Origin of the sequence: Pseudomonas sp. R11-23-07 (genome assembly GCF_003852295.1) — a bacterium.
GTDB lineage: Bacteria > Pseudomonadota > Gammaproteobacteria > Pseudomonadales > Pseudomonadaceae > Aquipseudomonas.
The window spans coordinates 3,073,883-3,091,743 of record NZ_CP027761.1 but is presented as its reverse complement, the minus strand read 5'-3'; the positions used below and the strand labels follow the sequence as shown (position 1 = coordinate 3,091,743).

Here is a 17,861-nt window from a genome sequence, read left to right as displayed (position 1 = left end):
CCCATGCACCTGCTCAGGACCCAGCCCGGCGGCTTCGTCGCGGACGACAACATCGCCGACCTTGGCCAAACCCCTGCCGAGTTGGTGATCCTGTGCAGCGGCGATTCCAGCCTGGCGCTGCTTGCCGAGGCGGCCCGGCAGTTGCCCGAGGATTACCCCAGCCTGCGCCTGGCCAACCCGATGCAGGTGCAGAACCATGCCTCGGTCGACCTGTACGTCGATGAAGTGCTGCGCCACGCCAAGGTCATCCTGATTTCGCTGCATGGCGGCATCGGTTACTGGCGCTATGGCGTCGAGCGTCTGGTGGCGTTGGCCGAGGGTGGCGTCACGCTTATCCTGGTGCCAGGGGATGATCGCCCAGACCCGGAACTCAGCGGCTTGAGCACCGTGGAGGCGCCCGAGCGTGACCGGCTGTGGCAGTTCCTGCGCCAAGGTGGCCTGGGTAACGCGCTGGATTTCTATCGCTGCCTGGCCGCCGGCTATCTGGGGCGCGACTATGCCTGGGCTGAGCCGCAGAGCTTGCCGCGCACCTCGATCTACCACCCGCATACCGCCAACGCCCACCTGGCCGATTGGCAGGCGCAGTGGCATGCTGATTTTCCGGTGGCGGCGGTGTTGTTCTACCGCTCGCACTTGCAGGCCGCCAATACCGGGTTTATCGATGTGTTCTGCCAGCGCCTGCAGGCGGCGGGCCTTAACCCGTTACCGATCGCAGTGGCCAGTCTGAAAGAGCCCGGTTGCCTGGCGGTGGTCGAAGACCTGTTGGATGAGGTGCAGGCGGCGGTGATCCTCAACACCACCGGCTTTGCTCAATCGAGCCCCGAAGCGCCGCATCTGCGCCCGTTTCGCCGCAATATCCCGGTGATCCAGGCGATCTGCGCCCAGGACAACCAGCCCGGCTGGCAGGCCAGCGAACAAGGCCTGGGTCCTCGCGACCTGGCGATGCACATCGCCTTGCCGGAGCTGGACGGGCGCATCATCAGCCGGCCGATCAGCTTCAAGGACCTGGCCTGGCGCAGTGAGCGCAGCCAGTCGGACGTGGTGTGCTACCGCGCCGCGCCCGAACGCATGGACTTTGTCGCCGAACTGGCGCGCCGCTGGGTCGAGCTGGCGCGGGTGCAGAATGCGCACAAGCGCGTGGCCTTGATCCTGGCCAATTATCCAACCCGCGACGGCCGTATCGGCAACGGCGTGGGCCTGGATACGCCGGCGGCGGCGCTGAATATCCTGCGCGCGCTGCACGCCGAAGGGTATCCGGTGCCTGCCACCTTGCCGGACAGCGGCACGGCGTTGATCCATACGTTGCTGGGCGGCGTCACCAACGACCTCGACAGCCTCGACCTGCGCCCGTGTCATCAGAGCCTTGCGCTGGACGACTACGCGGCGATGTTCCAGCGCCTGCCCGAAGCCAATCGCCAAGCGGTGCTGGAGCGCTGGGGTGCCCCCCATCAGGACCCGATGTGCCGCGACGGTCGCTTGATGATCGCCGGCCTGCGCCTGGATCAAATCTTCGTGGGCATCCAGCCGGCGCGCGGTTACCAGGTTGACCCGAGTGCGGTGTATCACGACCCCGACCTGGTGCCGCCCCACGGCTACCTGGCGTTCTATTTCTGGCTGCGCCATACCTACGGCGCCCATGCGCTGATTCACGTGGGCAAGCACGGCAACCTCGAATGGCTGCCGGGCAAGGGCGTGGGCCTGTCGGAGAACTGCTGGCCGGACGTGCTGCTCGGCCCGCTGCCGAACATCTACCCCTTTATCGTCAACGATCCCGGCGAGGGCGCCCAGGCCAAGCGGCGCACCCAGGCGGTGATCATCGACCATTTGATGCCGCCCCTGACCCGCGCTGAAACCTACGGCCCGCTGCGCAACCTGGAGCTGCTGGCCGACGAATATTATGAAGCGCAGTTGCTCGACCCACGACGCGCGCTGGAACTGCAGAAAGACATTCTCAAGCTGGTGCGCGAAACCCATATCGACGAAGAGCTTCAGCTGGACGGCAATGCCGATGCCGACAGTTGGTTGCCGCGCCTGGATACCTACCTGTGTGACTTGAAGGAGTCCCAGATTCGCGACGGCCTGCATATCTTTGGCGAGTCGCCGGCGGGGCGCTTGCGTATCGATACCTTGCTGGCCTTGTTGCGCATTCCCCGTGGCGATGGCCGTGGCGCGCAATCGAGCCTGTTGCGGGTGCTGGCCAAGGCGTTCGACCTGGGCTTCGACCCCCTGGACTGCGCGCTCGCCGAGCCGTGGACCGGGCGTCGGCCCGAGGTGTTGCGCGACCTCGACGCGCAGGCATGGCGCACCGCCGGCGATACCCGCGAGCGTCTGGAGCTGTACGCGGCGCGCTTGATCGAGCAGGCGCTGGAAGGGCCGCTGGAAGAGTTGGAGAAACCTGGCTGGGAGGATGTGAAGGCCGTTGTCGAAAGCCTGCGCGTGGTCGTGGCGCCGCGTCTGGATGCCTGCGGCCCGGCAGAAATGCGCGGCCTGCTGGACGCCTTGAGCGGTCGCTTCGTGCCGGCCGGCCCCAGCGGCGCGCCGAGCCGCGGCCGCCTGGATGTGCTGCCCACGGGGCGCAATTTCTTCACGGTGGACGTGCGCAATCTGCCAACCACCACGGCCTGGCGCATTGGGTTCCAGTCGGCCAACCTGCTGCTCGAACGGCATCTGCAAGACCACGGCGACCATCTGCGCCAGCTGGGCCTGTCGGTGTGGGGCACGGCCACCATGCGCACTGGCGGCGACGATATCGCCCAGGCCATGGCGCTGATGGGCGTGCGGCCGGTGTGGGCCACCGGCAGCCAGCGCGTGGATGACTTCGAGATCCTGCCGATCAGCCTGTTGGATCGTCCCCGCGTCGACGTGACGTTGCGCGTGTCCGGCTTTTTTCGCGATGCCTTCGCCAACCTGATCCGCCTGTTCGATGCGGCGGTACAAGCGGTCGCTGCCCTGGACGAGCCGGACGACATGAACCCGCTGGCCGCCAAGGTGCGCAGTGAGCGCCAGGCCTTGCGCGAATCGGGCCTGGATGAAGAGGCTGCGGCGAAACAGGCCGGTTGGCGCATTTTCGGCGCCAAGCCGGGGGCCTATGGCGCGGGCGTGCAGGGCGCGATCGACGGCCGCCTGTGGCAAAGCCGCGAAGACTTGGCCGAGGTCTACCTGAACTGGGGCGGCTACGCCTATGGCGGTGCTGACGAAGGCACCGCCGCCCGCGAGCAGTTCGCCCAGCGCTTGGGTCAGGTGCAGGCGGTGTTGCAGAACCAGGACAACCGCGAACACGATGTGCTCGATTCCAACGATTACTATCAATTCCAGGGCGGCATGCTCGCCGCCGTGGAAACCCTGAGCGGCGCAAAGGCCGCCAGCTACCATGGCGACCACAGCCAGCCGGACCTGCCGAAGATCCGCACCTTGAAGGAAGAGCTCAACCGAGTCATTCGTTCCCGCGCGGCCAACCCCAAGTGGATCGAAGGCGTGAAGCGTCACGGCTATAAAGGTGCGTTTGAAATGGCCGCGACCGTGGACAACTTGTTCGCCTTCGACGCCACCACGGCGCTGATCGACGACCACCAATACGCGTTGCTCGCCGACGCCTATCTGCTCGACCCAGACACCCGCGCCTTTGTGCAACAACACAACCCCGACGCCCTGCGCGACATGGCCGAGCGCCTGCTCGAAGCCCAGCAGCGCGGCCTGTGGCAAGCGCCGGGCGCCTACCGCGAAGCGTTGGAAAACCTGTTGCTGGATATAGAAGAAGACCACTGATGACCGATATTCCCCATTTCCCGCTGGCCGCCGTGGTCGGTGCCGATGCGCTGAAACTGGCGCTGTGCCTGACCGCGATCGATCCTCAAATCGGCGGCGTGCTGATCGAAGGCCCGCGCGGCATGGCCAAGTCCACCCTGGCCCGTGGCCTGGCGGACCTGCTCGCCAGTGGGCAGTTTGTCACCTTGCCCCTGGGCGCTACCGAAGAGCGCCTGGTGGGTACCCTGGACCTGGACGCCGCGCTTGGCGAGGGCCGCGCACAGTTTTCCCCCGGCGTGCTGGCCAAGGCCGATGGCGGCGTGTTGTATGTCGATGAAGTCAACCTGTTGCCCGATCACTTGGTCGATCTGCTGCTGGACGTGGCCGCCAGCGGCACCAACCTGATCGAGCGTGATGGCATCTCCCATCGGCACTCGGCGCGGTTTGTGCTGATCGGCACGATGAACCCGGAGGAGGGGGAGTTGCGTCCACAGCTCCTCGACCGCTTTGGTTTCAACGTGGCATTGAACGGGCAAACGCTGCCCACCGAGCGTGGGCAGATTATTCGTCGTCGCCTGGATTTCGACCGTGATCCCGTTGCGTTCTGTGAGCAGTGGCATGCGCCGCAGGCGGCGCTGCGCGAGCGTTGCACCCAGGCGCGGGCGCGGCTGGACGGTATTGAGCTGGATGATCACGCCTTGGCGCAGATTACCGAACGCTGCTTTGCCGCAGGCGTCGATGGTTTGCGCGCCGACCTGGTCTGGCTGCGGGGCGCCCGCGCTCATGCCGCGTGGCGGGGCGCTGACAGGATTGCCGAAGAAGACATTGAAGCCGTTGCGGAATTTGCCTTGCGTCACCGGCGCCAGGAACAGTCGCCACCGGCCAGCCCGCCGAATCCAGGGCAGTCGCCGCAACCCTCGGACACCTCGCCGGGCCAAGGCCAATGGGGCGACATGCCTGCGCCGGCTCTGGCCACCGGTTCCCGTCGCGATGTGCCCACTTGGCCAAAAAAGCCCTAGGCATTCGCCCCCGACCTGACGCGGGGGCGGATGCCCGGCCCAAGGCGGGGCGACTGGACAGTGGCAAGCAGGGCAAAGCGCGCAGCGCAGGGCAGGGCCAGATCGATTGGCCGGGCACCTTGCTCGGCGGCAGGCCGCAGCGTCGTGAAGATGTGCGCTGGCAGGTGCGCAGCCGTTCTGCCCATGAGCTGTGGCTGGTGATTGTCGACGCCTCGGCCTCCACCCGACGGCATCGGGCATTGAGCGATGCCAAGGGCCTGTTGGCGCAGCTGTTCGATAACGCCTACCGGCAACGGGCGCGCCTGGCGTTGTTGACCGCCAGCGGGCAGTCGCCGCAGTGGCAGGTGCAGGGCTTGAAGGCCTCGAAAGGCTTGGCGGATTGGCTGGAACAGCTAGGCGCCGGTGGCGGTACGCCGTTGCTGGCAGCCTTGAGCGAGGCGGCCCATTGGTTGGTGGCGCGGCGTAAGCGTTACCCGGCTGAGCAGCAGCGGGTGCTGGTGATGACCGATGGGCGGCTCAAGACGATCGATGGGTTGCCGCTGTTGGCGTGTCCGGGGTTACTGGTGGACATCGAGCGCGGGCCGATCAGGCTGGGGCGGGCGCAGGAGTTGGCTGCCGGGTTGCAGCTGGAGTATCGGCATATCGATGAACTGTAGTGCCGGCACCGCCGCTATCGGGGGCAAGCCCCCTCCCACATTTGACTGTGTTCACAATTCAAGTGTGGGAGGGGGCTTGCCCCCGATGAGGCACTCGCAGACCCCCACGCTCTATCAGCCAGCCCCCGGCACATTCGGCCAAAGATCCGCCACTAGAAACAGCCGCTCGGCTTCCTCCCAATCCTCATCCTTCTGCACAAGCCGCACCAGTAACTGCGCCGGCGCCATCGGGTCCAGGTCTGCCAGCCAGCCCTGCATCTGTTCCTCGCTCCACACCTCGCTTGCCGGGTAATGCGCCGGCGCCAGCCAGGCGTGCCGAGGCAAGGGTTGCCAGCGGCCTGCCGCGCGCGCGCTGACAAAGTCCGGCCAATCCCGCTGATGCAACCAACGCCCACGCAAATGCTGCGGATGGGCGCCATGGGGTGATTCAGCCTGGCCCGGCCACGGATACAGCAGATATCCACCCAGCCACAGGTGCGCATCGAACTGCTGGATATCCAGCGCCGCCAGGGCTTCGCGGCTCTCCGGGCGTGCTGAGATCGGTAATTGATGCTGGGCCAGGTGCGCCAGTTTGCGGTCGAGCCGGTCATGGCAGCCCGGCCCCAGCCACTGCGCCGTGTCGCGGCCGTTGCCAGCCTGCGGGCCCAGATACAGCTTGATCGCCAGTTCCAAGTGATGCACGCCATCGCGGTCGCGCAGCAGCATGTCCAGCTCACCCAGGGTGTGCCCGGCGCGGCGGATCGGCAGGTTGGCCGCCAGCAGCTCCACGCCCGGCGCATGTTGCACGGCAAACTGCCACAGGCGCTCATAATAAAGCCCCAGGCGCCGGGTGCGCGCCAGGCTCAGCCATTGCTGTAGCGCGCTGCTGTCCTGATCGAGCGCACGCAACCAGGCTTCGAGCAACTGCGGCGCCTGTACCCAGTCGCTGCCCGCCAGCGGATGGCGTTGCGGCCACGGCGTGTGTGCGAGCATCGGTGGCGCCAGCATCACCCACGCCAGGTCGCGCACTTCGGGGTGTCGCAGTTGGCGGGGCAGGGCGTGCAAGTCGGGGAACAGAGTCATGGTGCGAGCATAGCCTCTTACGTTGCGTGCAGGTGCTGAGAACCGCCTGAGAACCATTGTCATCAAGGCCGGACGGCGACAAAGGATTTTGCCTGAGCCGGCCTTTCGCCCATAATCCTTTCTTTTTGCCGCACCCTATGCCCGCAGGAGCCCCATGGAGCAATTTCGCAATATCGGCATTATCGGTCGCCTGGGCAGTACCCAGGTGTTGGACACCGTCCGCCGGCTGAAAAAATTCCTGCTGGAACGCCACCTGCATGTGATCCTCGAAGACACCATCGGCGAAATCCTGCCGGGCCACGGCCTGCAGACTTCCTCGCGCAAGATGCTCGGCGAAGTGTGCGACATGGTCATCGTGGTCGGCGGCGACGGCAGCCTGCTCGGCGCAGCCCGGGCGCTGGCGCGGCATAACGTGCCGGTGCTGGGGATCAACCGTGGCAGCCTGGGATTTCTCACCGATATCCGTCCGGATGAGCTGGAAGTCGAAGTGGCCAAGGTGCTCGACGGCCATTACCTGGTGGAAAACCGCTTCCTGCTGCAGGCCGAAGTACGCCGCCACGGCGAAGCCATCGGCCAGGGCGATGCCCTCAATGACGTGGTGCTGCATCCGGGCAAATCCACGCGGATGATCGAGTTCGAGCTGTATATCGACGGCCAGTTCGTGTGCAGCCAGAAGGCCGACGGCCTGATCGTCGCCACGCCGACCGGCTCGACCGCGTACGCATTGTCGGCCGGTGGCCCGATCATGCATCCCAAGCTCGATGCCATTGTGATCGTGCCGATGTACCCCCATATGTTGTCGAGTCGGCCGATTGTGGTCGATGGCAACAGTGAGCTGAAGATCGTGGTGTCCAAAGATATGCAAATCTACCCACAAGTGTCCTGCGACGGGCAGAACCATTTCACCTGCGCTCCCGGCGACACCATCACCGTGAGCAAGAAGGCACAGAAGTTGCGCTTGATCCACCCGCTGGACCACAACTACTACGAAGTGTGCCGCACCAAGCTGGGCTGGGGCAGCCGCTTGGGGGGTGGAGGCGACTGATGCTCGATCCCGCGCGTAGCTACGACCTGATTGGTGACGTGCACGGTTGCGCCCACACGCTGGAGCACTTGCTCGACCAGATGGGTTACCACAAGCAGGGCGGCACCTGGCGCCACCCGTCGCGCATGGCGGTGTTTCTCGGCGATATCATCGACCGTGGCCCGCGCATTCGCGAAGCGCTGCATATCGTCCACGACATGACCGAGGCCGGTCAGGCCCTGTGCATCATGGGCAACCATGAGTTCAATGCGCTGGGTTGGACCACGCCGGCACCGCCGGGCAGCGGCAAGCAATTCGTGCGCGAGCACACCCCGCGCCATGCGCGGCTGATCCAGGAAACCCTGACCCAGTTCGAACAGCACCCGGCCGACTGGCACGACTTCCTCGGCTGGTTCTACGACATGCCGCTGTTTGTCGACGCCGGGCGTTTCCGGGTGGTGCATGCGTGCTGGGATGAGGGGTTCATCCAGCCGCTGCGCGCCACGTTCCCGGATGGCTGCATCGATCAGCATTTCCTGCAGGCCGCCGCCGTGCCTGGCAGTTTCGCCTGCAACGCGTTCGATCGCCTGTTGCGCGGCACCGACATGCGCTTGCCCCACGGGCTCACCCTGACCGGTGGCGATGGCCTGACGCGCTCGTTCTTTCGTACCAAATTCTGGGAAGACGACCCGAAAACCTACGGCGACATCGTGTTCCAGCCCGATGCCCTGCCCGAGCCGGTGGCGCGCACGCCATTGTCCTCCACTGAAAAAAATTCCCTGCTGCGCTATGGCGTCGACGAGCCGCTGTTGTTCGTCGGCCATTACTGGCGCAGCGGCAAACCGGCACCGATCCGCCCGAACCTGGCCTGCCTGGACTACAGCGCGGTGCTGTACGGCAAGCTGGTGGCGTATCGCCTGGACCAGGAAACCCAACTGGATCCGCATAAATTCGTCTGGGTCGACGTTGAGCGACCTGAGGTTAGTCAATGAGTACCGTGGCTGTATTGCGCCTGCCCCTGAGCGTCGACCTGGGTGGTTTCGTCAAGTTGCTGCAACGCATGCAGGTGCCTCATCGCGTCAGCGAGGAAGCCGGCGAACAAGTGCTGTGGGTGCCCGAGAGCATCAGCGACGATGTGCGCGTGTTGTACCAACGCTTTCCCGCCGGTGACCCGGACCAGCAACTGGACATTCCCGAACAGGCGCCCGTGGCGCGGCCAGGGTTTGTCCAGCAGGTACGCCATAGCCCGGTCACGGCGCTGGTGCTGTTGGCCAGCCTCATCGTCGGCGCGGTGACGCTGCTCGGCGAAAACCTGCAAACCATGGCCTGGCTGACCTTCCTGCCGTTCCGGGTGCTGGGCGAATACATTCAGTTCACGCCGCTGGCCGACAGCCTGGCGTCCGGGCAGTGGTGGCGGTTGGTCACGCCAATGCTGATTCACTTCGGCATCCTGCACCTGGCCATGAATGGCATGTGGTACTGGGAGCTGGGCCGCCGCATTGAGGCGCGCCAGGGCAGCATCAACCTGCTGGGCCTGACCCTGTTGTTCAGCCTGGTCTCCAATTACGCGCAGTATGCCTACGGCGGCCCGGGCCTGTTTGGCGGTTTGTCCGGCGTGTTGTATGGCCTGCTGGGGCATTGCTGGATCTTTCAACTACTCTCGCCCAACCCCGCATATCGCCTGCCCCGTGGGGTGCTGGTGATGATGCTGGTGTGGCTGGTGCTCTGCCTGTCGGGGCTGGTCTCGATGATCGGCTTCGGCGAAATCGCCAACGCGGCCCACGTGGGCGGCTTGGTTATCGGTTGCCTGACCGGTTTGCTGGGCGGGCTGTACAACCGTCGCAAATCGTCTATTTGATAAGGAAGAGCCTTATGTCCTCTTTTGCTGAAATGATCGAAAACATCACCCCGGAAATCTACGAGAGCCTCAAGCTCGCCGTGGAAATCGGCAAGTGGTCCGACGGCCGCAAGCTCACCGCCGAACAGCGCGAGCTGTCGCTGCAAGCGGTGATCGCCTGGGAGCTGCAGAACCTGCCCGAAGACCAGCGCACCGGCTATATGGGCCCGCAGGAATGCGCGTCGAAATCGGCACCGGTGCCGAACATCCTGTTCAAGTCGGATGCGATCCATTGATTGAAATCGGTCGCGGTGCAGTCAGCAAAATGTCGGCGAAACTCGGTGAGCCGACCGTTCAATACACGTTTCGTCTTGGCGACACCGAGGTTGCGGTCAACCCGTTGATCGGCACCCATATTCGCCTGGAATACCTGGGTGCCATTCATTGCAGCCATTGCGGGCGCAAGACCAAAAACAGCTTCAGCCAGGGTTATTGCTACCCATGCATGACCAAGCTGGCCCAGTGTGACCTGTGCATCATGAGTCCCGAGCGCTGCCATTACGACGCTGGCACCTGCCGCGATCCGAGTTGGGGTGAAACCTTCTGCATGACCGACCACGTGGTCTACCTGGCCAACTCGTCGGGGATCAAGGTCGGCATCACCCGCGCTACGCAGTTGCCGACCCGCTGGCTCGACCAGGGTGCCAGCCAGGCGCTGCCGATCATGCGCGTGGCCACCCGCCAGCAATCGGGCTTTGTCGAGGATCTGTTTCGCAGCCAGGTGGCCGACAAAACCAACTGGCGCGCGCTGCTCAAGGGCGATGCGCAATCGGTGGACCTCAAGCAGGTACGCGATGAGTTGTTCGCCTCCTGCGCCGAAGGCTTGCTGGGGTTGCAGGAACGCTTTGGCCTACAGGCCATCCAAACCATTGCCGACATCGAACCGATCGAGATCCGTTACCCGGTGCAGCAGTACCCGGGCAAGATCGTCAGCTTCAACCTGGACAAGAATCCGATTGCCGAAGGCACGCTGCTGGGGATCAAGGGCCAATACCTGATCTTCGATACCGGCGTGATCAATATTCGTAAATACACGGCCTACCAGCTCGCCGTGCATCAGTAGAAGGATGCCACCCATGCGCACCGAACAACCGAAGATGATCTACCTGAAGGACTATCAGGCGCCGGACTACCTGATCGACGAGACGCACCTGACCTTCGAGTTGTTCGAGGACCACAGCCTGGTCCACGCGCAGCTGGTGATGCGCCGCAACCCCGAGCGCGGCGCCGGGCTGCCGCCGTTGGTGCTGGACGGCCAGCAACTGGAGCTGCTGAGCGTGAACCTCGCCGATCAGGCGCTGACGGCTGCTGACTACCAGTTGACCGACAGCCACCTGACGCTGCAGCCACAGAGCGAAACCTTCACCCTCGACACCACGGTCAAGATTCACCCGGAAACCAACACCGCCCTCGAAGGCCTGTACAAATCCGGTGGCATGTTCTGCACCCAGTGCGAGGCCGAAGGCTTCCGCAAGATCACTTATTACCTCGACCGTCCAGACGTGATGAGCGTGTTCACCACCACGGTGATCGCCGAGCAGCATCGCTACCCGGTGCTGCTGTCCAACGGCAACCCGATTGCCAGCGGCCCCGGCGAAGACGGGCGGCACTGGGCGACCTGGGAAGACCCGTTCAAGAAACCGGCCTATCTGTTTGCCCTGGTGGCCGGTGACCTGTGGTGTGTCGAAGACAGCTTCACCACCATGACCCAGCGCGAAGTCGCGCTGCGCATCTATGTCGAGCCGGAAAACATCGACAAGTGCCAGCACGCCATGACCAGCCTGAAGAAATCCATGCGCTGGGATGAACAGACCTACGGCCGCGAGTACGACCTCGACATCTTCATGATCGTGGCGGTCAACGACTTCAACATGGGCGCCATGGAGAACAAGGGCCTCAATATCTTCAACTCCAGCGCTGTGCTGGCCCGCGCCGAAACCGCTACCGATGCTGCCCACCAGCGTGTCGAAGCCATCGTCGCCCACGAATACTTCCATAACTGGTCGGGCAACCGCGTGACCTGCCGCGACTGGTTCCAGCTGTCGCTCAAGGAAGGCTTCACCGTGTTCCGTGACTCGGGCTTTTCCGCCGACATGAACTCGGCCACGGTCAAGCGCATCCAGGATGTGGCGTACCTGCGTACCCACCAGTTCGCCGAAGACGCCGGCCCCATGGCCCACGCGGTACGCCCGGACAGCTTTATCGAAATCTCCAATTTCTACACCCTGACCGTGTACGAAAAGGGTTCGGAAGTCGTCGGTATGCTCCACACCTTGCTTGGCGCCGAAGGCTTTCGCAAAGGCAGCGACCTGTATTTCGAGCGCCACGACGGCCAGGCCGTGACCTGCGATGACTTCATCAAGGCCATGGAAGACGCCAACGGCGTCGACCTCAGCCAATTCAAGCGCTGGTACAGCCAGGCCGGCACGCCGCGTTTGGCGGTGAGCGAGTCCTTTGACGCGGCGGCCAAGACCTACAGCCTGACCTTCCGCCAGAGCTGCCCGCCAACCCCGGACAAGGTGGAAAAACTGCCGTTCGTGATCCCGGTCGAGCTGGGCCTGCTGGACGATAAGGGCGCCGGTATCGCCTTGCGCCTGGAAGGTGAAGCCACTGCAGGCGCTACCTCCCGAGTGCTCTCGGTGACCGAAGCCGAGCAGACCTTCACCTTTGTTGACGTCGCGCAAAAACCGTTGCCTTCACTGCTGCGTGGCTTCTCGGCACCGGTGAAACTGAGCTTCCCGTATGACCGCGACCAATTGATGTTCCTGATGCAGCACGACAGCGACGGCTTCAACCGCTGGGACGCCGGCCAGCAGTTGTCGGTGCAGGTGTTGCAGGAACTGATCGGCCAGCATCAGGCCGGGCAGCCGCTGAAGCTCGATCAACGCCTGATCGACGCGTTGCGCACGGTATTGAGCGACGAACGCCTGGACCAGGCCATGGTCGCCGAGATGCTCTCGTTGCCGAGCGAAGCCTACCTGGCCGAAATCAGTGAAGTGGCGGATGTCGATGCGATCCACGCCGCCCGCGAATTTGCCCGCAAGCAGTTGGCCGACAACCTGTTTGAAGGGCTGTGGCTGCGCTATCAGGCCAACCGTGACCTGTCCCGGAAAACGCCCTACGTGGCAGAGGCCGAGCACTTTGCCCGGCGTGCCCTGCAAAACATCGCGCTGTCCTACCTGATGCTCAGCGGCAAGCCAGAAGTGCTGGCGGCGACCCTGGACCAATTCGACACCAGCGACAACATGACCGAGCGCCTGACGGCCCTGGCCGTGTTGGTGAACTCGCCGTTCGAAGCGGAAAAAGCCCAGGCGCTGGCGGTGTTTGCCGAGAACTTCAAGGACAACCCGCTGGTCATGGATCAATGGTTCAGCGTACAGGCCGGCAGCACCCTGCCGGGCGGGCTGGCGCGGGTCAAGGCGTTGATGGAACACCCGGCGTTCACCATCAAGAACCCGAACAAAGTGCGCGCCCTGATTGGCGCCTTTGCCGGGCAGAACCTGATCAACTTCCACGCGGCGGATGGCTCGGGCTACCGCTTCCTGGCGGACCTGGTGATCCAGCTCAACACGCTGAACCCACAGATTGCGTCGCGCCAGTTGGCACCGCTGACGCGCTGGCGTAAATACGACGCCGCACGGCAAGCGCTGATGAAGGCAGAACTGGAACGCATCCTGGGCTCGGGCGAGCTGTCCAGCGATGTGTTCGAGGTGGTCAGCAAGAGCCTTGCCTGACACGCGAAGGCTGAATCTCACCATTCGAAATGTGGGAGGGGCTTGCTCCCCGATAACGGTGCATCAGTTGGCTTATTCAGCAACTGACACGCAGCCATCGGTAACCACGATGCGAAGCGAGCCGCTCTTGATTTTGCTTTTGATCTAGGCGCCCCGTTAAACCACGCTGGCCGGAATTCGATATTGATTTGGGGGGTAAACCGGCAGGGATGCCGGTTTAGCCGCCCCGCGCCATGGATGGCGCGTGGCGGCGGCCCCCCAAATCAATGTCGGATTACGGGCACACCGAGCCTAGGCGAGGTGCCGAGTGGTGGGGCAAGAGCCCTTTGGTTACTTTGGGGCTCTTTTCCAAAGTGACCCGCCGTCAGGGCGGAACCCTAAGTCGCCGTTACCGCAGCAACGGATATGTACTCGCCCTGATCCGACATCCTGGTCGGCTGTCAGGCCGCCATCGGGGGCAAGCCCTAATGCCAGTCAGTTAAGGTTTTTTGTAGGAGCGAGCTTGCTCGCGAAGAACTCAGGGCCTCCGCGTTTATTCAGAATGAACGCGTTGCCTAGGCGTTTTTCGCGAGCAAGCTCGCTCCTACAGTGGACCACTTTCGCTTAACTGACTGGCATTAGGGCAAGCCCCCTCCCACATTTGGATCGCGCGGCATCAGTCAGTTAGCTATAGGCCTCCAGGTCGCCACGGGAGCAAGCTCCCTCGCCACAGGTTCAGGGCTACGCCAAAGTTGTGTAGATACCTATGGCCATCGGGGGCAAGCCCCCTACCACATTTTTTATTCCGAGGCGGCTTGGTGGGCAAGCGGCGTCAGCACCTCGGCCTTGTCATCCAGCACCATCACCACCAGCAGCCTGGCAGGCTGGGTCTGGCTGGCGTTGCTCGATTCGAAGTGCCGCGAACCGGCGGGCTCGTAGAACGACTCGCCGGCCTTGTAGGTCACGGCTTTCTCATCGTTGACCCGTGAAGTGACTGCACCTTCCAGCACATAAGCTACGGCAGTGCCGGTGTGGCTGTGGGGCACGGTGGCCTGGCCGGGGGCGTAGTCCACGGTGAGCATGATGGTTTTCTTGCCGGGCACATTGGTCAAGGCGTGCGCTTGCAGCACCTTGAGGGTTTCCTGGTTGTACACCGGCTCGTGGCCGTAGGCCGTGAGCGAGGTGAGTATCGCAGCGGTGGCGAGCAGTCGTTTCATGATGGGGTTCCACGGGGTTGGAGACCTGTTCACCCTACGCCCGGGGGCAGGATCGACCAATGACCAATCCGCCGGAAAACCCCCTAGCCAATCCGCAACAGGATGTCGCGCACCCTATCCAGCGCCGGGTCGATATCGAGGGTTTCGATGGCACCGAAGCCGAGAATCAGCCCCGCGCGTGGCGGCACGTCGTGGAAAAACCCATCCAGGGGATACAAGCCGACCTCCACCTCGCGCGCCAGCTGCATCAACAGCGGGATGTCCACCGGCACTTTGCACAGTGCCGCCAGGTGGAACCCGGCCACCGTCGGCACCGCCTCGAACCAGGGCGACAGGTCGCCCGCCAGGCGCTGCAGGATCCGTTCGCGCCGCCCCGCATACACGCTGTGGCAGCGGCGAATATGTTTGAGCAGATAGCCTTCGCTGATGAACTTGGCCAGCGCCCATTGCGGCAGGGTGGAGCTGTGCTGGTCGGTCAATTGCTTGGCCTTGAGCACCGCGCCATGGATCGCCGGCGGCAGCACCGCGTAGCCCAGGCGCAACTCGGGTAGCAGGGTTTTCGAAAAAGTCCCGACGTAGGTCACCACGCCTCGCGTGTCCAGGCTTTGCAGGGAGTCGGTGGGGCGGCCCTGGTAGCGGAATTCACTGTCGTAGTCGTCTTCGATGATGATCGCCCCGAGTTCGATCGCGCGGTCCAGCAAGGCTTTGCGCCGCGCCAGGCTCATGGGCATGCCGAGGGGAAACTGGTGGGACGGCGTCACATAGACGAGCCGCGTGCCCTCGGGGATCTGGTCAACCTGAATGCCCTGTGCATCGACCGGAACGCTGGCGACCTTCGCCCCCATCGCCACGAACAACTGGCGCGCCGGGCTGTAGCCAGGGTCTTCCATGGCGACGATGCTGCCTGGCTCGAGGACCACGCGGGCGATCAGGTCCAGTGCCTGTTGCGCGCCATTGGTCACCACGATGTCACTGGCGCGGCATTTCACCCCGCGTGAAAACGCGATATGCCCGGCGATGGCCTCGCGCAGTGCCGGCAAGCCCTCCGGTTGGCTATAGAAACCGCTGTTCCTGGCGATACGGCGTAATGCATCCTGGGTGCAGCGCCGCCATTCTTCCTGGGGGAACTGACTGCGCGTGGTTGCCCCGCCGATGAATTCGTAGCGCAGGATGTCGCCGCTGGCGGGGTGGTGCATAGGCGAGGGCAGTGCCGCCCATTTGCTCAGGTTGGCGGCGCAAGCTAGGTCGGTGGCGGTCTGTACACGGTCGGGCTGCGGTGCCCACGCATTGACGAAGGTGCCTCGGCCAATCCTGCCGACCAGCAGGCCTTCATACGTCAAAGTGGCGTAGGTATCCGAGACCGTTTTGCGCGATACGCCCAATTGCTCGGCGAGCAGCCGGCTGGGCGGCAATTGCGCGCCGGCTGCCAGCCGCCCGGTGGCGATGGCCTCACGCAGTTGCTGGTAAAGCTGGGCTGCCAGGTCCTTGCGGCCGTTGATGACGAGGTGCAGTTCCATGTTTCATCCTGGGGCAGATCGATCTGCGCCAAGGTTACGCGCAAATCGATTGGAAGAAACCCGGCGGCCTCAGGACAGGAAACCACCGTCCACATTCAACGACACGCCGGTGGTGTAGCTCGACGCATCGCTGGCCAGGAACAGCACCGCGCCGGCCATTTCGCTGGGGTCGGCCACGCGCTTGAGCGGGATCTGCGCCAGGGCCATCTTCAGGATCGCGTCGTTCTTGACCAGCGCCGAGGCGAACTTGGTGTCGGTCAAGCCTGGCAGCAGCGCGTTGCAACGAATGCCGAATTCGGCGCATTCCTTGGCGAAAACTTTGGTCATGTTGATCACGGCGGCCTTGGTCACCGAATAGATGCCCTGGAACACGCCAGGGGAAATGCCGTTGATCGAGGCGACGTTGATGATGCTGCCACCGCCGTTGTCGCGCATCAGTTTGCCGGCTTCCACCGACATGAAGAAGTAGCCACGGATGTTCACGTCGACGGTCTTCTGGAACGCGCCGAGGTCAGTGTCCAGCACGTTGCAGAACTGTGGGTTGGTCGCGGCGTTGTTGACCAGGATGTCCAGGCGGCCGAACTGTTCACGGATACCGGCGAACACCTGGGTGATCTGCTCCATTTCACCGATATGGCAGGCCACCGCAGTGGCCTTGCCGCCGTCGGCGATGATCGCGTCGGCAACGTGCTGGCAGCCTTCGATTTTGCGGCTGGAGACAATCACATGGGCGCCTTGCTGGGCCAGCAGCTTGGCGATGGCCTCGCCGATGCCACGGCTGGCGCCGGAAACGAAAGCGATCTTGCCGTCGAGGTCGAACAGGTGGGTCTTGGACATGAAGGGTTCCTTATGATTGTTATCAGAGGGCGGATTTGCCGATGACCGCCAGGCTCATCTGCTCCAGCAGCTTGTTCATGTGGATGAACTGGGCAAAGCGTTTGTCCTGGGTCTGGCCATGGAAGAAACGGTAGTAGATCTGCTGCACGATGCCGGCCAGGCGGAACAGGCCGTAGGTGTAGTAGAAGTCGAAATTGTCGATCTGGATGCCCGAGCGTTCGGCGTAGTAGTCGACGAACTGGCGGCGGGTGAGCATGCCAGGCGCATTGCTTGGCTGGCGACGCATCAACTGCACGGGCGCGGGGTCAGCGGCTTCGATCCAGTAGGCGAGGGTGTTGCCCAAGTCCATCAACGGGTCGCCGAGGGTGGTCAGCTCCCAGTCCAGCACGCCGATGATCTGCATCGGGTTGCGCGGGTCGAGAATCACGTTGTCGAAGCGATAGTCGTTGTGCACGATGCTGGAGGTCGGGTGGTCGGCCGGCATTTTGTCGTTGAGCCAGGCGCGCACGGCTTCCCAGCGCGGGGCATCGGGGGTCAGGGCTTTTTCGTAGCGCTCGCTCCAGCCGCGGATCTGGCGTTCCACGTAGCCTTGGGGCTTGCCCAGGTCGGCCAGGCCGCAGGCGGTGTAGTCGACCTGATGCAGTTCGACGAATTTGTCGATAAAGCTTTTGCACAACGCTTCGGTTCGGCTCGCGTCCAGGCCCAGTTCGGCCGGCAGGTCTGAGCGCAAAATAATCCCATTGACCCGTTCCATGACATAGAACTCAGCGCCGATCACCGTTTCATCGGTGCAGTGCACGTAGGCCTTGGGGCAGTACGGAAAGCCATCCTTGAGCTGGTTGAGAATGCGGTATTCACGCCCCATGTCGTGGGCGGACTTGGCCTTGTGGCCGAATGGCGGGCGACGCAACACAAATTCCCGGTCCGGGTATTCCAGCAGATAGGTCAGGTTGGAGGCGCCGCCGGGAAACTGGCTGATCTTGAGCGTGCCGTGCAGGCCGGGAATATGGGCCTTGAGGTAGGGATCGATCAGGCCGGCATCAAGTTCTTCGCCTGGGCGAATCTGGGTCGATTGGTCGTTAAGCGGCATGCTTATCCCTTCTGCTTATTTTAAAGGCCTTGGACTATTGGCTAATCTAATGCGCGTCACCGCCCAGCGACAAGGTCGGGGCGGC

At 63.6% G+C, this 17,861-nt stretch carries 14 protein-coding genes; 9 read left to right on the top strand and 5 right to left on the bottom strand.

Features of this window, described 5'->3' with window-relative positions; translation table 11 throughout:
- Positions 1-3: 3 nt before the first annotated feature.
- The 3 genes from cobN to C4J84_RS14030 are packed head-to-tail and all read left to right on the top strand — an operon-like array spanning position 4 to position 5,419.
- Positions 4-3,765 (top strand): cobaltochelatase subunit CobN, encoded by a 3,762-nt coding sequence (gene cobN, locus C4J84_RS14040; protein WP_124435568.1) that lies wholly within the window; start codon positions 4-6, stop codon positions 3,763-3,765.
- On the top strand, positions 3,765-4,763 hold the full coding sequence (locus C4J84_RS14035) for an ATP-binding protein (RefSeq protein WP_124435567.1): 999 nt from the start codon (positions 3,765-3,767) through the stop codon (positions 4,761-4,763). Before cobN ends, C4J84_RS14035 begins: the two co-directional genes overlap by 1 nt.
- A 53-nt stretch (positions 4,764-4,816) precedes the next feature.
- The gene (locus C4J84_RS14030) at positions 4,817-5,419 is read left to right on the top strand and encodes a VWA domain-containing protein (RefSeq protein ID WP_124436321.1); all 603 of its coding nucleotides are present in this window, start codon (positions 4,817-4,819) and stop codon (positions 5,417-5,419) included.
- 114 nt (positions 5,420-5,533) lie between these two features.
- Here C4J84_RS14030 and C4J84_RS14025 read toward each other — a convergent pair whose 3' ends face one another.
- Positions 5,534-6,481 carry a DUF1853 family protein gene (locus tag C4J84_RS14025; RefSeq protein WP_124435566.1) on the bottom strand — a complete coding sequence of 316 codons (948 nt, stop codon included), beginning with the start codon at positions 6,479-6,481 and terminating at the stop codon, positions 5,534-5,536.
- 154 nt (positions 6,482-6,635) lie between these two features.
- On the opposite strand from C4J84_RS14025, the gene C4J84_RS14020 reads away from it, so the two are divergent.
- From C4J84_RS14020 to pepN, 6 genes are read left to right on the top strand one after another with little or no spacing between them, the layout of a single operon-like run.
- Positions 6,636-7,526: an NAD(+) kinase gene (locus tag C4J84_RS14020; RefSeq protein WP_057725186.1), complete on the top strand. Its 891-nt coding sequence runs from the start codon at positions 6,636-6,638 to the stop codon at positions 7,524-7,526.
- Positions 7,523-8,497 carry a metallophosphoesterase gene (locus C4J84_RS14015; RefSeq protein ID WP_372237504.1) on the top strand — a complete coding sequence of 325 codons (975 nt, stop codon included), beginning with the start codon at positions 7,523-7,525 and terminating at the stop codon, positions 8,495-8,497. The genes C4J84_RS14020 and C4J84_RS14015 overlap by 4 nt, the downstream gene beginning before the upstream one ends.
- A complete protein-coding gene (locus C4J84_RS14010; RefSeq protein ID WP_124414859.1) occupies positions 8,494-9,363 on the top strand; it encodes a rhomboid family intramembrane serine protease in 870 nt (289 codons plus the stop codon). The genes C4J84_RS14015 and C4J84_RS14010 overlap by 4 nt, the downstream gene beginning before the upstream one ends.
- Before the next feature lie 14 nt (positions 9,364-9,377).
- Positions 9,378-9,638, top strand: a complete 261-nt coding sequence (locus C4J84_RS14005) for a YeaC family protein (protein WP_124429762.1) — start codon at positions 9,378-9,380, stop codon at positions 9,636-9,638.
- The gene (locus tag C4J84_RS14000; protein ID WP_164487827.1) at positions 9,635-10,465 is read left to right on the top strand and encodes a DUF2797 domain-containing protein; all 831 of its coding nucleotides are present in this window, start codon (positions 9,635-9,637) and stop codon (positions 10,463-10,465) included. The genes C4J84_RS14005 and C4J84_RS14000 overlap by 4 nt, the downstream gene beginning before the upstream one ends.
- Positions 10,466-10,478: 13 nt before the next feature.
- On the top strand, positions 10,479-13,136 hold the full coding sequence (pepN, locus tag C4J84_RS13995; RefSeq protein WP_124435564.1) for an aminopeptidase N: 2,658 nt from the start codon (positions 10,479-10,481) through the stop codon (positions 13,134-13,136).
- Between the two features lie 779 nt (positions 13,137-13,915).
- On the opposite strand, the gene C4J84_RS13985 is transcribed toward pepN, so the two are convergent.
- The 4 genes from C4J84_RS13985 to C4J84_RS13970 form a co-directional block, all read right to left on the bottom strand.
- On the bottom strand, positions 13,916-14,332 hold the full coding sequence (locus tag C4J84_RS13985; RefSeq protein WP_124435562.1) for a cupin domain-containing protein: 417 nt from the start codon (positions 14,330-14,332) through the stop codon (positions 13,916-13,918).
- An 83-nt stretch (positions 14,333-14,415) separates the two neighbouring features.
- Positions 14,416-15,849, bottom strand: a complete 1,434-nt coding sequence (locus tag C4J84_RS13980; protein WP_124435561.1) for a PLP-dependent aminotransferase family protein — start codon at positions 15,847-15,849, stop codon at positions 14,416-14,418.
- Positions 15,850-15,918: 69 nt separating this feature from the next.
- Positions 15,919-16,686: an SDR family oxidoreductase gene (locus C4J84_RS13975; protein ID WP_124435560.1), complete on the bottom strand. Its 768-nt coding sequence runs from the start codon at positions 16,684-16,686 to the stop codon at positions 15,919-15,921.
- Between the two features lie 22 nt (positions 16,687-16,708).
- A complete protein-coding gene (locus C4J84_RS13970; protein WP_124367257.1) occupies positions 16,709-17,776 on the bottom strand; it encodes a phosphotransferase family protein in 1,068 nt (355 codons plus the stop codon).
- Positions 17,777-17,861: the final 85 nt, after the last annotated feature.

Bases quoted from the DNA above. Each gene is read 5' to 3' on its own strand.
- cobN (WP_124435568.1), top strand. From the start codon at position 4: ATGCACCTGCTCAGGACCCAGCCCGGCGGCTTCGTCGCGGACGACAAC.
- C4J84_RS14035 (WP_124435567.1), top strand. From the start codon at position 3,765: ATGACCGATATTCCCCATTTCCCGCTGGCCGCCGTGGTCGGTGCCGAT.
- C4J84_RS14025 (WP_124435566.1), bottom strand. From the start codon at position 6,481: ATGACTCTGTTCCCCGACTTGCACGCCCTGCCCCGCCAACTGCGACAC.
- C4J84_RS14020 (WP_057725186.1), top strand. From the start codon at position 6,636: ATGGAGCAATTTCGCAATATCGGCATTATCGGTCGCCTGGGCAGTACC.
- C4J84_RS14010 (WP_124414859.1), top strand. From the start codon at position 8,494: ATGAGTACCGTGGCTGTATTGCGCCTGCCCCTGAGCGTCGACCTGGGT.
- C4J84_RS14005 (WP_124429762.1), top strand. From the start codon at position 9,378: ATGTCCTCTTTTGCTGAAATGATCGAAAACATCACCCCGGAAATCTAC.
- pepN (WP_124435564.1), top strand. From the start codon at position 10,479: ATGCGCACCGAACAACCGAAGATGATCTACCTGAAGGACTATCAGGCG.
- C4J84_RS13985 (WP_124435562.1), bottom strand. From the start codon at position 14,332: ATGAAACGACTGCTCGCCACCGCTGCGATACTCACCTCGCTCACGGCC.
- C4J84_RS13980 (WP_124435561.1), bottom strand. From the start codon at position 15,849: ATGGAACTGCACCTCGTCATCAACGGCCGCAAGGACCTGGCAGCCCAG.
- C4J84_RS13975 (WP_124435560.1), bottom strand. From the start codon at position 16,686: ATGTCCAAGACCCACCTGTTCGACCTCGACGGCAAGATCGCTTTCGTT.
- C4J84_RS13970 (WP_124367257.1), bottom strand. From the start codon at position 17,776: ATGCCGCTTAACGACCAATCGACCCAGATTCGCCCAGGCGAAGAACTT.